The following is a 13,376-nucleotide window of genomic DNA, read 5'->3' as shown; positions in this document are numbered from 1 at the left end:
GGCGTCAAGAAGCGATGGGTGTGGGGTTAGGCGACCGGTCGCTTTACCCCACACCGTCATGCGGTCAGGCGGGCAATCGGAGGCCGGCTCGGATGCAGGATGAACCCTTCATCGGCCCCTTCGACTTTGGCGCCGGGGTAGGCCGCGAGGGCGTATTGCATGGCCTGGACGAAGCGCGGCTTGAAGTGCTTCATCTGGTCGTAACCGGCGCCGAATTGTCCGTAGAGGGACGCCCAGGTGATCGGCTGCGGCTTCTGGAGCGAATGCAGGCGGTAGGCGAGCCAGACATAGAGGTCCAGGCTCAGGCTACGATCTTTGAGCTGTCGAATAGCTTCTTCCAGCAATGGGACCGGATGATCTTGGAGAGCCTGGAAGAATGTCTCGTCGAGCTGGACCACATCTTCCCAGAGCGAGCCTTGACGTTCATCGGTGGCATTGTCGTGGAAAATCAGGCCGCGCTTTACGATGCCGCCCTTCTCGAAGGCATCAGCCTCAGCGCCGTCCCAGAAAAATTTCAGGCTGCACGCGGAGATGCGAAGCGACTGTTCCCGGAACCCTTTGAAGGTCTCCCCGCCGACGCTTATCCCCATGCGGGTCAGCCAGTCACGCATTGAGCGGCCGAGTTCGACTTCGCGGCGCCCGGTTCGAATCGCTTGCGTCTGAAGGTAGATCAGAATCATACGGGCGCGGGCACCGTAGGGTATGCCGAACAGCTTCATCTTGCCGTTGACCTTGAGGCGGCCTGGCTCGACAAGCAGAGTCACCTGATGGCCCCGCTTTTCCCACGGAGCATCGTCGGCGAGCTTTTTGTGTGGCAGGCTGGTAAGGCAGAAACCGGAGTAGGTGATGCCCAGGTTCTGGCGCTCATCGGCAAGGATTTCCGCAGCGATGTCGACCAGCGGTCGATCTTCCGGACGCACCATGGCCCGAGCGACTTCGCGCCCGTGCTTGATGACCAGTTCGTGTATATCGCCCATGACCATCCCTCACCATCTGGCAGCATGCTGCTGGGCGACTGTCCAAGAGTCAATGTGGGGATAAGCGACCATGCTATTTGTTGGTATTAGGATTCATAACTAGTTGATTCGTCGCTTTACCCCACGGGAAAAACCGAGTCGCGCCTCTTCTCCCCACAGTTTGGTCGCTTTACCCCATGGGACAATAGTACCTTGTCGTTCCCGTGGTCGCTTTACCCCACGGGATAACGGTGCTGGTCGCTTCTCCCCACGAGATGGAATTGGCGAATCGAGGGGCGAAGATCGGTCGCTTCTCCCCACACGTCGCGACTCGGCAACCAGGGTAGACGTTCATCCAATTAGAGATCAGTTGGAGAAATGCCTTATGAAATATGCAAGCGTTATGGGGCAAATGTTTAAGCATCATTAATGGGGAATCTTTACAATGTAAAATCCATATTGACCATAACAGCAATATGCTCCAACTTCGTTGGGTGAACTCTATTATAAATGTGAGCGATAACAATTATGATAAGAATAGTACTGTTGCTTGCATCGGCTGTGGGGCTGACTTTTTATGCCAGTTGTATATTAACGCCATTATCTGATGAATCACATACCACACAAAATGAATCAAAGGCGGGAGACGTTATAGATGAGGCAGGTAAAATTCGGTTAATATCTGCGAGGAAAGTTGGCAAACTTAATGATAATGATTTTAGGTCGGTAGTTTCGACATTATCCTCTAACCGAGTGCGAGGTTGTGGGGAAGTGTATGGAGTTCCCGCGAGCATAGATCGTTCAGAGTATCTTGTTTTTTGCGATGGCGGGCTGGCTGATTATATAAAAGAGGATTTTTCGCGCCCTGGATGGGATGTTTATACAGTCTATCCAATGGATAACAGGGTCATAACTGGCAACATGACAATGCACTGTAGCGTAGTGGAAAGCAAAATCTATGATTGTCCTTAAATACAGGATTGTCACAGATTCACACAATCTACTGCCGCCTTACGCTTGCACCACCGGCACGTCGTCCAGCTCCGTCGTGTAAGAGGGCGACCGGCTGTCCTGCCGCATCCGCCACGCCCGGCCCATGGTGGCCGCCGGCACCAGCGTGTCGCGGCCCATCCGGCTGTTGATCGCGTCCATCGCCGCCATGAGCCGCGCGCCGCGCGCCCGATCGGCAGCAGCCAGCAGGTCCGGCTGCACCTTGGATACGGGCACGAGCCCGGTCAGGATCACCCCGGCCTTGGACATGGCGAACCCATCGCGCCAGATCCTGCGGGCGCCGGCCGTCGCCGCGGCGATCAGCGTGAAGGTGTCGTCGGTCGCTGGTCGCAGTTCGACGGTCGCGACGTTGCTGTAGGCCGAGCCCGGCCGGAAGGGTGACGTGTGCATGAAGACCTGGAGGGCCTCCGCAGCCAGCCCTTCGGCGCGCAGTTTTTCCCCGGCCCTGGTCGCGTAGGCCGCCACCGCCTCCCGCATCGGCTCCCATTCTGTGACCGGCTGGCCGAAGCTTCGAGTGACCGCCGTCGTCTTGCGCGGCGCCGGCGCTTGATCGAGGGGCAGACAGGAGAGCCCGCGCAGCTCGTAGACGATTCGCTCCCCAACCACGGTCAGCACCTGACGGGCGCGCCGGGGCTCCATGTCGCGCAGGTCCGCCGCAGTCTTCACGCCGAGCATGCCCAGCTTCTCTGCCGAGCGCCGGCCGATGCCCCAGACGTCCTCGACCGGCACGACGCGCAGCACATGCTCACGCTCCGATTCGCCGCCCAGATCGCAGACACCGCTGTCGTCCAGCAGTGCCTTCTTCGCGGCATGATTGCTGACCTTGGCGAGCGTCTTGGTCGGCCCGATCCCCACGCAGGTCGGAATGCCGGTCCACCGGCGGACCGTCGCCCGGATCTCTGCGGCGTAGGCCAGCAGGTCCCGACCCTCAAAGCCGCTCAAGTCGAGAAACGACTCGTCGATGCTGTAGACCTCAAGGCGTGGGGTGAAGCCGCGGAGACAGTCGGTCACCCGGGCCGACAGGTCGCCATACAGAGAATAGTTGGAGGACAGCACCCGCACCCGGTGGCGCCGGACAAGATCGCGCACCTCGAACAGGGGCTGGCCCATCTTGACGCCCAGCGCCTTCAGCTCGGCGGAGCGGGCGACGAAGCAGCCGTCGTTGTTCGAAAGCACGCCGACCGGGACGCCTTCGAGCCGGGGATCAAAGACCCGCTCGCATGAGACGTAGAAGTTGTTGCAGTCCACCAGTCCGTAGACCCGCGGCGGCGCCATAACCATCACCGCCGATGCAGGCGGATGGTGCTCGTGATGACGCCCCAGATTTCAAAGTCGGGCCGGTCGGTGACCTCGACCGGACGGTATGCGGTGTCATCTGAATCCGGCACCAGCCACACGCGGGCGCCACGCTTCAGCAGTCGCTTGCACGTCAGTTCCCCATCCAACACTGCGACGATCACATCGTCGTGACGGGCGGTCAGCGATCGATCGACAATGGCAAGGTCGCCGTCATGGATGCCGGCCCGGACCATGGAATGACCGGAGACGCGCAAGGTGAAAGAGGCGGAAGGGTGGGGCACCAGCACCTCGGCGAGATCGATTCGTCCTTCTATGTAGTCGGCCGCGGGCGACGGGAATCCCGCCGGCACCACGGCCTCGACAGACACGACCGGGCATGACCGCATCACTATCGGCTCTGGCGCCTGCATGCTCCCCTCCACCCACCTGACCTTGTTGGGAGGATGGCGCGGGAAAAGAACTTTTCAAGAACAAAGAGTCGTTGACACCAAAGCTGGGATCACGGTGACCAGTTCCGCTGTCATGCCCATCCCAGCGCCGGGACCAGCGGGCTGGCGCTCAGCGACAAGGTCTCGAAGAGGCAGAAGTCGGACGCGACAGTGTGCGCCAGGAACATGGCGTTCATGGCATGTCTCCGTTGGGATTGGATGAAAAAGGAGCGGTTATGCGACAGGATCGGCGCAACCGGGAAGCTGTGTTGGCGCCTGTTGCAAAACCTGTCGCGGTATGCTGTCGTCAAAGGGCATGGACCAAACGCGACACAACAGCCCCGCGACGCATCTGATCGGTTACGCCCGCGTCTCGACCGAAGATCAGCGGCTCGATCTCCAGCTCGCCGCTCTGGCGGCCGCCGGGGTAGCCGAGGCCGACGTGTGGAGCGACAAGGCAAGCGGGGTGCGCTCCGACCGTCCCGGCTTGGCCGGCGCCCTGAAGGCATGCCGCCGCGGTGACGTACTGGTGGTGTGGCGCCTCGACCGCCTGGCGCGCAGCACCGCCGAGTTGCTGAAGATCGCCGACCAGCTCCAGGCGCGCGGCGTAGTGCTGCGCAGCTTGACGGAATCCATCGATACGGGCGGCGCGGTCGGTCGCTTGGTGTTCACGGTGATCAGCGCCATGGCCGAGTTCGAGCGCAACCTCATCAGCGAGCGGACCAAGGCCGGTATGGCGGCGGCGCGGGCCAAGGGACGGCGCGGCGGCCGACCACCCAAGCTGACCGACCGTCAGCTCGTTATGGCCGAACGGCTGTTGGGCGATCCGGCTGTGACTGGCCAGCAGGTTGCCGACCAGTTCGGCGTGCATCGGGGGACCTTGTATCGGGCGCTTGCCGAGTATCGGCGACGGCGCGAACCCAAATCGTGAAAGGGCGCTCTCGACCTACACGAGGCGCATCATAGAAATGCGCCATCAACTGCTTTTCAATGTCGATCGCCGGTCGTCGACGCAGTAGCTGGCAGCTTGGCCGACCGCCAGGAGCGGACAAGGTGCGTTCTAAATGACTGCGAGGTTTGTCCGGAAACTCGTCGCCGTGGTGGATTGGCCAACAGCCTGTAGTGTGGCCGTCAAAGAGCCGTTTTGCGGACTGCGGGGGCGTCTGCCTTGGGCCAGAAATAGACGGACAGCTTATAGATTTCAAAATTGCAAAAACTGCGGTTGAAGATTGCGATCTCGAGAGAATTATCACACTATCGCCTAAAATGGAGGGAGCAATGGCGCACGATATTGACGGAATCGAGGAGTTCGACCCTCAATCCTCAATCCTCTTCCTTGGGTCCGGGTTCAGTCTCGGAGCGACCAATATCTCGAATGAAAGTCCACCGAACGGCAAGGGGCTGCGGCGCCATTTCATTCAACAACTCAAGCTCCCAGCGGATACGGACTATGATCTGCAGGTCCTCAGCGAGGAGTTCGCCGAGGATAACCCCCGGAAGCTTCGTGACGAACTCTACAGGATTTTTCGGCTGACCGCATTAACTGCGGGACAAACGGCCGTACTCGACGAGCCATGGCGACGCATCTACTCAACTAACTACGATGATGCAGTAGAATTGCATCGGTTGAGCAAGAAAGCACCGCCGAACGCGTTCGATGTCTCGGAGCCGGTTCCGAACAAATTGCCTCATGGAGCAGTCGTGCATCTCCACGGCAGTATCCGGCTGATCACGCCAGAGAACGTGAAGGAGAGTCTCGTCCTCGGCGAGGGTTCCTACGTGAACCAGTACGTCATCCGCTCGCCGTGGTACGACCAGTTTCAGCGCGATCTCGCCTTCGCTAGCGCCCTTTACGTCGTCGGCTATAGCCTCGCCGACTACCATATCGCTGGCCTGTTGATGGCCAATCCGAAGCTCGCCGAGCGTACATTCTTCATCCAAGGGCCCACCCCAGACCAGACTTTCGTGCGCCGCACCGCGCAGTACGGGCGCACGATGTTCATAGGCACCGACGGTTTCGCCAAGGTGCTCGCGTGCATTCCGCGCCCAACTGCCACAGCACTCGAGAGCCTGCGGGCGTTCCGCTCGTTGACGCCAACGCCGGACAAGAAGGCAGGCGCCCGTCCGACCGCCCCGGAGGTGTTCGATCTGCTGGTCTATGGCGATTTCAGTGCCAGCCGTCTTGCTCGTTCGCAACCCAGTGAAGATTACGCGATCGCGCGGGCGGACGCGGTGCGCGCAGCGGCAGACGCCGTTGAGTCAAAACGATCGCTTGTTGTCGATGGCCGCCTCGGTAACGGCAAGTCGATCTTCCTTCACCTGCTTGCATTCGAACTTACGTCGAGAAACTGGACCTGTCTCCTGCTCCGGCCAGGCCATCCGGACCTCCAACGCGAGATAGCAACGCTAGCCAGCATCGACCGTGTTGTTGTGTTCGTCGATCAATATTCTACCGCCCAGGACAGTTTGCGCGGTCTTCGCGAAGCGCTCCCAAATGCTAAACTCGTACTGGAGGTTCGCACAGGGACGTTCGAGGTCCGGTTTCACGAACTCGCCCAGCTTCTGCCCAACCCGTTCGATCGGGTGAGCCTTAACGCACTTACGCGCTCTGAGGTGATAGCCTTAGGCCGATTGTGCGAGCGCGTCGGGCTCCGCGCGCCCGCCGCGGATCGCCGGGGGGACCTCCGTGATTTGCTGCTTGAACTTTTCAAGAACACGGCGATCCGCGACCGTGTACGGGCAGCCCTGGCGCCCCTCTTCGAGAAGCGAGCTACGCGGCGCATCCTGACCATGACGATGTTGATCGCCACGCATCAGGGGGCAGTCGGTGCTGCCTTCGTGCGATCAGTGGTGGGAGAGGATCCATTCGTGGCGCTCAAGCCACTTGAGGATTTGTCACATGAGATCTTCGAGACATCTTCCGATAACTTCAAGGCCCGCTCGGCAGTCTTCTCGTCATTCGTGATCGACGCTTTCATTGAGCCAGACGAGATCGCCGATGCAGTAGTCGAGGTGACGCTGGCCGCAGCCCGGCGCCGGATTGAGCGGCCGTACCGCATCCTTATGTCGAACATGATGGCCTATTCGAGCCTGCGGAGAACTTTGCGGGGCAAGGTAGATCCAGACGCGATCATCATCGGCATCTACGAACGTCTTCGTTACGATGAACGTGTAAACGCGGAACCGTTATTCTGGCTTCAGTATGCTATCGCGATGGCCGAGACGACACGGCTCGATACGGCCGACGAGTATATTGGCACGGCGTACCGGAAGGCGCAGGACCTCCCAGGCTTTCAAACCTACCAGATCGATACTCAGGCTTTCCGCATCGCGTTGTTGCGCGCGACACAGCAAAACCGAGGGCAGGCGATCTTCAACATTGACGTGATCCTTGAGGGGATCGAGCGGATTGATGCGATGCTCGGCGACGAGAGCCATAGGTATTATGCCGTGAAGGTACTCGATTACGTGCAGCCGTTTGTGGCGGCACGAAGCAGCGATCTCGCAGCCGGTGAGCGTACAGCGCTACAGTTCTGGCTACTGAAGGTAGCGAAGTCTCTCGCCTCGCTGCCGGCAGACTTCAGGGCTACCGCAGGTTCTGAGGCTATCCAAAAGCGCGTCGAAGCGGCCGCCGCGAGTTTTGTCAAATAACGGGAGTAAATATTTTTTGATAAGACTATCGAACACGAATGGAACAGCAGCATTTAGGATCAGGCGTTCCGAGCATAAACGGCAAACTTGGGCGCAAAGCTGATATTTGTCCCTATCCGTCAAAGGGAGGCTGGCGGATACACCGTAGACTAGTTTCGGGTGTCCGCTTCAGGGCTGAATCTCACTCAAGCTGCAGCCGAAAGGGGCGGGCTTGCCCGTCCTGGTGCTGTCGCGAAAGGGCGCGAAAGGTGGCCGGCCTGTTTGGTGGTGCCGGAGAGCATGCACCTACAGTTTCGGCCCCCCATTTCTTCCAAGTCGCAGTCGGCGGAGCGGTTCTGGCCCTTCATCAACGAACCACTCACACCGCCGGAATGGCAATATCCGTCAGAGCGCTGGGCTGAACACCAGTGCAGCGTTGGTGCCACCGAAGCCAAAGCTGTTGGACAGGACATGGCGGATACGCCGCTCCTTCGCCCGCAAGGGTACGAGGTCGATATCGCAGTCCTCTGATGGTGCATCCAAGTTTATGGTTGGCGGCACTATCTGGTCGCGCAACGCCAGGATGGCGAAGATCGCTTCCACGGCACCCGCCGCTCCCAGCAGATGGCCGGTCGCCGATTTGGTGGAGGACATGGAAAGCCCAGTCACCGCCGGGCCGAACAGGCGCTTGGTGGCTGCGATCTCCACCGGGTCGCCAGCGGGGGTGGAGGTGGCGTGGGCGTTGACGTAATCGATGGCGTCCGGTGCCAGCCCTGCCCGTCTCAGGGCAGCGCGCATAGCGCGGAAGGCGCCGTTGCCGTCCTCCGCAGGCGAGGTGATGTGGTAAGCGTCACCTGACAGGCCATAGCCGGTGACCTCGGCGTAGATCGTGGCCCCGCGCCGCATCGCATGCTCCCTCTCCTCCAGCACCAGCACGCCGGCTCCTTCGCCCATCACGAAGCCGTCGCGGTCGCGGTCCCAAGGGCGCGACGCCCGGGCCGGATCGTCGTTGAAGCCGGTGGACATTGCTCGGGCAGCGCAGAAACCGGCCAGCCCCAGTCGACAGATTGCCGCCTCACTGCCACCGGCCAACATGACGTCGGCGTCGTCAAAGGCGATCAGCCGCGCCGCGTCGCCGATGGCATGAGCTCCGGTTGCGCAGGCGGTCACAACAGCATGGTTCGGACCGCGAAAGCCGTACCGGATCGACACATGTCCAGAGGCGAGGTTGATCAGGTTCGATGGCACGAAGAAGGGTGAGATGCGACGAGGCCCCTTCTCATGCAGGGTCAGCGCCGCTTCGGCCAGTCCCGGCAGCCCGCCGATGCCGGAGCCGATCAACACGCCGGTACGCTCCTGAGCCTCCGCGTCGGTGGGACGCCAATCCGCATCGGCCACGGCCTCCTCCGCGGCAGCAAGAGCCAGAAGAATGAACCGGTCTATCTTCCGCTGGTCCTTCAGCGGCACCAGCGCGGCCGCGTCGAAGGCGCCTTCGCCGCTTTGCGGTACTTGGCCCGCTACGCGACAGGGCAGATCGACGACATCCATACCTGTCACCGCCCGAATGCCGCTCTTGCCGTCCAGCACCGCGCGCCAGCTCGGCACCACGCCGGCGCCGAGCGGGGTAACCGCACCCAAGCCGGTGACCACGACACGTCTCATTCCATTTCTTCCTTTGCAGGGATCGTCATCTCGGCCCGCAGCCGGTCCGGCTGGATAGGTTCGCCAGTGCTGCGGTCGACCAGCACCGGTTTGACGATCCGGCCAGTCTCGCCATCAACCAACTCGAAGGCTCCACTGGGTAGCAGCCAGCGGCGGCCCCAGTCGGCCATGGCGATGAGCACCGGCAGGAAGTCCCGGCCTTTGTCGGTCAGGTGATAACCGTAGCGTAGCGGGCGTTCCTGGTAAGGCCGCTTTTCCAGCAAGCCGGCCCCCACCAGCACCTGCAGACGGCGGGTCAGCATGTTCGTGGCGAGCCCGATGCTGCGCTGGAACTCGTCGAAGCGGGTCAGGCCGCGCATCGCATCGCGCAGGATCAGCAGGGACCACCATTCTCCGACCTCATCGAGGCTGCGGGCGATGGGGCAGGGGGCATCGGTCAGACGTTTGCGTCTCATATTGGAGACCATCGCATAGTAACTTGCGTTATGCAAGTTACTAACGCAGAAGCCTGTCCATGCTACAAACGTGAACCGCGAGGTTCATGCTAAGCCGGGGTAAAGGTGTGTCGATAGGTCAGGCGCGTTGGCCGCCCTGGTGCTGTCGCGAAAGGGCGCAGAAAGGAGCGCTGGAGCGCGGCGGAGCTCATGCTCATCCCGCGTTCTCACATCTCGGACAGTTTGCGCTTTCGTGTAGTGACCCCCAATAGACATTATGCGCCTTGAAGGCCGTATCATCGCTTCGCAACTCACCCGACTGGATGATGGACAGAGAAAGGGAGCGCCGGATGCGCGTCGAGCGATGCACGCACGAGACGCTTGATGATTTGGTCGCGTTGCGATGGAAACTGTGGCCGGAGGCGCCGATCGCGACCCACCGCAGAGAAGCTGCCGATGACCTCTGTTCTCCAGATCGAGCGGTCGCTTTCATCGTTCGGGACGAGGACGGGGTAGCTGTAGGCTTTGCGGAGGGCTCGTTGCGCCAGGACTATGTGAATGGATGCGAGACCTCGCCCGTCGCGTTCCTGGAGGGGATCTACGTGCGGGCGGAGCAACGGAAGCGCGGCGTCGCCCGCCTGCTCATCCAGGCCGTCGAAGGTTGGGGAAAGGAGAAGGGCTGTTCGGAGTTCGCCTCCGACGCGGACATACGGAATGATGCGTCCCGACGCATGCACGCCGCGCTCGGCTTTGAAGAGACGGAACGCGTCGTTTTCTTCCGCAAGTCGCTGTGAAGAAGTGGCCGATCCGAGATAGTGACCGTGCTCAGGTGGTCTGAGCCAAGGCCACCAGCGCAAAGCCGGTGACCCCGGCGAGGTCGGAGAGGAGGGGAACAGTCACAGCGAATCCCTCACTTCCGGAGCAGCTTGTCCTTCGCCGCGGACCCGGCGCTGGAGCCGACCCAGTAGGACACCACCGCCGAAGCCATGGTGGTCAGGGCGCCGAGCATCAGCGTGGCGTTCTGATCGATCGCGCCGGCCGGCTGACTCAGCACCCGGTACAGGACGATGCCGAACGTCACCAGGACGATGGTCGAGACGATGGGCGCGCCCCAGGAGATGCGGCTGCCGGACTGGGCAAGCTGGACGGTGTGGGCGCGAGCATCGGCCCGGTCCTCGTTGTCCAGCCGCAGCAGCGCCACGACGTGGTCGCCCTGCTGGCGGTACAGCTCGGCCAGCTTCGCCGGATCGGTCTGCACCGCGGCTACAGCGCGCTCGGCATCCGCCGGGGTGCTGATCGGCACTCCGGTCACGGCGGAGACGACGGACACCGCGGCCTCGCCGACCTTCTGGGCGGTCTCGCCGCTGCCGAGGGCGGCCTTGGCGACCTCGGGCAGCAGCACTGGGGCCATGGCGGTGAGGATCGGGATGAGCAGTGGAAGCATGATGGGTGCCCCTCCTTCGGGCATGAAAAAAGCCGCCTCGGCGGGGCCGGGCGGCGGGGTGATTGTCAGGGTGGCGCGTCAGGCGCATCCTGTTCAGATGCGCAGGTCATCAGAGCTTGGCGTGCCCGAGCCCCAGTACCACAACTGGATCAAATCCTGTTTTTGCCGACAGCCGATCTGTGTACTGGGGAGATCGATGGCCTGCGTCGGTCAGAACATCAGATCATCGAATCGAGTTCGCGACGGCGCGCGTCGGTCAGGCCGAGACGAGAGGCAAGGTAGGCAAGATACTGCCGATCGACGTCGTTGCCGCCGCGCACCGCCAGTTCGGAGGCGAGATAGACCTGTTCGGCTGTCTCAGGGTCGCGGACTTCACGGATGATTTCATCCATGGGCCGCGGCGTGCGCAACTCGGCTTCGACGATCCGACGGTCTTCCGGTTCGGCTTGGGCAGCGTCGAGGCTGTCGAGTATCCGCCGCTGCTCATCAATCGAGATGCGGCCATCGGCATTTGCCGCCGCGATCATGGCGCGGATCAACAGAAGCGCCTTTGCGTCACCGAGGTCAGGCTCCGGCGTGCCACCACGCAGAACGTTGGCCAGACGGTCGCCGAGGCCGCCGACGGCCCCTCCCGCCGCCGCGCCGCCCAGAACACCGCCCAGCGCCCCTCCGAGGCCGAACCGGTCGAGAATGCCACTCAAGCCCCCGCCGCTCACCGGTCCGCTCGGCTGGGCCGAAGGATGACCGGCGGCGGTGGGGCGCTTCTGGTTGTCCTGATACGCCTTGTAAGCGAGGTAGGCGAGAGACGCGAGCCCCGCCTTCTGGAACAAGCCCATGCCACCAGCCGGCGCCTGCGGAGCGCCGTAGCCATGGCCGTAATGGCCCTTCTTCTTCTTTTTGCCTTTCTTGCCAAGGACCAGAGGCAGCGCAGCGGCAAAGGCTGGTCCCCGGCCGGTGCGGCCGGCCAGTCCATTGGCCAGGATGACACCGAGAACTTTGCTCAGGTTGCTCATGGTTCCCTTCTCTGCTGGGGCTGGGGACTCCTTTCCCCGCCGTGACCGGGTGCCGTAGAGATGGGAGCGTTTCCCGCCGGTGAAACCCGGTATGCCGTCATAAGCGTGCCATTGGCACCGGCACCAGGGCGGAGATGATGGGGATGAGCAGTGGCAGCATGGGGATCGCTCCTCCTCCAGGAATAAAAAATGCCGCCTCGGCAGGGGCCGGGCGGCTGGTGGGTGAAACCTCGGTGCTGTAAGCTCTGGGCAGTCTGCGAAGACGTTTCGGACGTTGGGTGGCGGGGGAGCCTTGGCTCAGCACGTACACGTCGCGGACAGTGACCGCTGTGTGGACCGGACAACACGGGCCGGCGTCGGCCCATCTTCGGATGGCTCGACCGAACGTAGGGGGTGACGTCCCTACCCGGCGGTCACGCCCTCAATCCAGCTCGTCCGCCGGGATGTCCGGAAGGTCCACCGTCTGGCCGGCGAGCGCTTGCGAGTTGTCGCCGCAGCCATGTTGCTCGGCAGCCCGTGCGCGGAGCGCCGGGACGCCCTTGTCATCAGGGAGCCCGAGGACGAGGTGCGAGCGGCCTTTGAGGCGCGGGCGCGCCAGATCGGCCAGGGCGATTGCGGGCTGTCGGGGATACCGCTGTGGCGTTGCCAGCCGCGGAGCGAGCCTCCTCGCTCTATGTGAAGTCCATCACATGTATTTCGGCCCCGACTCCGCGATGGTGAATACACGAGAGTGCAACCAGACACACGGCGGGTGGCCATGTCTTCGAAGAAGCTCAAGAATGTCTGTGTCGCCGGGAAACGCACCAGCATGCGGCTGGAGCCGGCCTTCTGGGACGCCCTGACCGAGATCGCGCAGAGGGAAGGGCTGACGGTCGGCGCGCTGTGCACCCGCCTTGCCGAGCGCGTGGAGGCGCTGGACACCAACAGCCTGTCCAGCGCCGTGCGGGTCTACGTGATGGAGTATTTCAGGTCGGCGACGCCGAGGCAGGAAGAGGCCCGCTGCGAGATGGCCGTGGCGGCGGAGTGACGGGCCGGAAGGCGGGTTGGCACTGGTCAGGCAGAAAGGTCGGTCAGGCTGTTGACCTTCCCGGCGAACCAGTCGGTCAAACACCGCTTCGAACAAAAGCACGCCTCGGCCTGGGCGTGGCTGGTATCGATGCCATCCAGCAGATCGACGGAGGCCGTGCCGGACAGCTCCGTCAGGCCGTGGTCGTGAAAGCTGATGTCGGCGGAAAGCGTCACCGGCATGTCGGCTTCATCGACCATCACGGCGCGATCAGCGGAGACCACCTTCATCGCGGCGATGCTGAGAACGTAGGACTTGGCGGCGAGGGGCTTGTGGCAGTGGTGGCAGGACATGGTGGGGTCTTCTTGCTGGGCGAGCGGCGCAGACGGGTGATGGCGCGCGGGGGTGACGCAGCCAAAAACGCTCGTAAGACTGTAGCAGAACGCCCGATAAATTGCGCAAACCTCTTTAGATGCGCCTAGCAAGAGAGTTT

Annotated in this window: 12 protein-coding genes; 4 read left to right on the top strand and 8 right to left on the bottom strand. The window is 62.2% G+C overall.

The window, feature by feature from the left end; translation table 11 throughout:
- Positions 1 to 56 precede the first annotated feature (56 nt).
- The 3 genes from ACWPXE_RS32910 to ACWPXE_RS32900 form a co-directional block, all read right to left on the bottom strand.
- Complete coding sequence (locus ACWPXE_RS32910) at positions 57 to 977, bottom strand: replication protein RepA (protein ID WP_454021232.1); 921 nt, start codon at positions 975 to 977, stop codon at positions 57 to 59.
- A 990-nt stretch (positions 978 to 1,967) separates the two neighbouring features.
- A complete protein-coding gene (locus ACWPXE_RS32905) occupies positions 1,968 to 3,242 on the bottom strand; it encodes a Y-family DNA polymerase (protein ID WP_454021231.1) in 1,275 nt (424 codons plus the stop codon).
- Positions 3,243 to 3,247: 5 nt separating this feature from the next.
- Positions 3,248 to 3,676, bottom strand: a complete 429-nt coding sequence (locus ACWPXE_RS32900) for a LexA family protein (protein ID WP_454021230.1) — start codon at positions 3,674 to 3,676, stop codon at positions 3,248 to 3,250.
- A gap of 316 nt (positions 3,677 to 3,992) precedes the next feature.
- On the opposite strand from ACWPXE_RS32900, the gene ACWPXE_RS32895 reads away from it, so the two are divergent.
- Positions 3,993 to 4,625 (top strand): recombinase family protein, encoded by a 633-nt coding sequence (locus ACWPXE_RS32895; protein WP_454021229.1) that lies wholly within the window; start codon positions 3,993 to 3,995, stop codon positions 4,623 to 4,625.
- Between the two features lie 347 nt (positions 4,626 to 4,972).
- The gene (locus tag ACWPXE_RS32890; protein WP_454021228.1) at positions 4,973 to 7,345 is read left to right on the top strand and encodes an SIR2 family protein; all 2,373 of its coding nucleotides are present in this window, start codon (positions 4,973 to 4,975) and stop codon (positions 7,343 to 7,345) included.
- A 384-nt stretch (positions 7,346 to 7,729) separates the two neighbouring features.
- On the opposite strand, the gene fabF is transcribed toward ACWPXE_RS32890, so the two are convergent.
- Complete coding sequence (gene fabF, locus ACWPXE_RS32885) at positions 7,730 to 8,986, bottom strand: beta-ketoacyl-ACP synthase II (RefSeq protein ID WP_454021227.1); 1,257 nt, start codon at positions 8,984 to 8,986, stop codon at positions 7,730 to 7,732.
- On the bottom strand, positions 8,983 to 9,441 hold the full coding sequence (locus ACWPXE_RS32880) for a winged helix-turn-helix transcriptional regulator (protein WP_454021226.1): 459 nt from the start codon (positions 9,439 to 9,441) through the stop codon (positions 8,983 to 8,985). Before ACWPXE_RS32880 ends, fabF begins: the two co-directional genes overlap by 4 nt.
- 329 nt (positions 9,442 to 9,770) lie before the next feature.
- Here ACWPXE_RS32880 and aac(6') point away from each other — a divergent pair, with 329 nt between their 5' ends.
- Positions 9,771 to 10,214 carry an aminoglycoside 6'-N-acetyltransferase gene (aac(6'), locus tag ACWPXE_RS32875; protein WP_454021225.1) on the top strand — a complete coding sequence of 148 codons (444 nt, stop codon included), beginning with the start codon at positions 9,771 to 9,773 and terminating at the stop codon, positions 10,212 to 10,214.
- A gap of 116 nt (positions 10,215 to 10,330) precedes the next feature.
- Here aac(6') and ACWPXE_RS32870 read toward each other — a convergent pair whose 3' ends face one another.
- Both ACWPXE_RS32870 and ACWPXE_RS32865 read right to left on the bottom strand, forming a co-directional pair.
- Positions 10,331 to 10,864, bottom strand: coding sequence for a hypothetical protein (locus ACWPXE_RS32870; RefSeq protein WP_454021224.1), 534 nt, complete (start codon positions 10,862 to 10,864; stop codon positions 10,331 to 10,333).
- Between the two features lie 218 nt (positions 10,865 to 11,082).
- Positions 11,083 to 11,877 carry a tellurite resistance TerB family protein gene (locus ACWPXE_RS32865; protein ID WP_454021223.1) on the bottom strand — a complete coding sequence of 265 codons (795 nt, stop codon included), beginning with the start codon at positions 11,875 to 11,877 and terminating at the stop codon, positions 11,083 to 11,085.
- Positions 11,878 to 12,634: 757 nt separating this feature from the next.
- Here ACWPXE_RS32865 and ACWPXE_RS32860 point away from each other — a divergent pair.
- Positions 12,635 to 12,904 (top strand): ribbon-helix-helix domain-containing protein, encoded by a 270-nt coding sequence (locus ACWPXE_RS32860; RefSeq protein WP_454021222.1) that lies wholly within the window; start codon positions 12,635 to 12,637, stop codon positions 12,902 to 12,904.
- Positions 12,905 to 12,930: 26 nt separating this feature from the next.
- Here the strand turns inward: ACWPXE_RS32860 and ACWPXE_RS32855 are convergent, their stop codons facing one another.
- On the bottom strand, positions 12,931 to 13,236 hold the full coding sequence (locus ACWPXE_RS32855) for a hypothetical protein (protein WP_454021221.1): 306 nt from the start codon (positions 13,234 to 13,236) through the stop codon (positions 12,931 to 12,933).
- Positions 13,237 to 13,376: the final 140 nt, after the last annotated feature.

Source organism: Azospirillum sp. Marseille-Q6669 (assembly GCF_965111635.1).
The sequence above is the reverse complement of the archived record's forward strand: the minus strand, read 5'-3'. Positions and strand labels throughout refer to the sequence as shown.

Bases quoted from the DNA above. Each gene is read 5' to 3' on its own strand.
- ACWPXE_RS32910 (WP_454021232.1), bottom strand. From the start codon at position 977: ATGGGCGATATACACGAACTGGTCATCAAGCACGGGCGCGAAGTCGCT.
- ACWPXE_RS32905 (WP_454021231.1), bottom strand. From the start codon at position 3,242: ATGGCGCCGCCGCGGGTCTACGGACTGGTGGACTGCAACAACTTCTAC.
- ACWPXE_RS32900 (WP_454021230.1), bottom strand. From the start codon at position 3,676: ATGCAGGCGCCAGAGCCGATAGTGATGCGGTCATGCCCGGTCGTGTCT.
- ACWPXE_RS32895 (WP_454021229.1), top strand. From the start codon at position 3,993: ATGCTGTCGTCAAAGGGCATGGACCAAACGCGACACAACAGCCCCGCG.
- ACWPXE_RS32890 (WP_454021228.1), top strand. From the start codon at position 4,973: ATGGCGCACGATATTGACGGAATCGAGGAGTTCGACCCTCAATCCTCA.
- fabF (WP_454021227.1), bottom strand. From the start codon at position 8,986: ATGAGACGTGTCGTGGTCACCGGCTTGGGTGCGGTTACCCCGCTCGGC.
- ACWPXE_RS32880 (WP_454021226.1), bottom strand. From the start codon at position 9,441: ATGAGACGCAAACGTCTGACCGATGCCCCCTGCCCCATCGCCCGCAGC.
- ACWPXE_RS32870 (WP_454021224.1), bottom strand. From the start codon at position 10,864: ATGCTTCCACTGCTCATCCCGATCCTCACCGCCATGGCCCCAGTGCTG.
- ACWPXE_RS32865 (WP_454021223.1), bottom strand. From the start codon at position 11,877: ATGAGCAACCTGAGCAAAGTTCTCGGTGTCATCCTGGCCAATGGACTG.
- ACWPXE_RS32860 (WP_454021222.1), top strand. From the start codon at position 12,635: ATGTCTTCGAAGAAGCTCAAGAATGTCTGTGTCGCCGGGAAACGCACC.
- ACWPXE_RS32855 (WP_454021221.1), bottom strand. From the start codon at position 13,236: ATGTCCTGCCACCACTGCCACAAGCCCCTCGCCGCCAAGTCCTACGTT.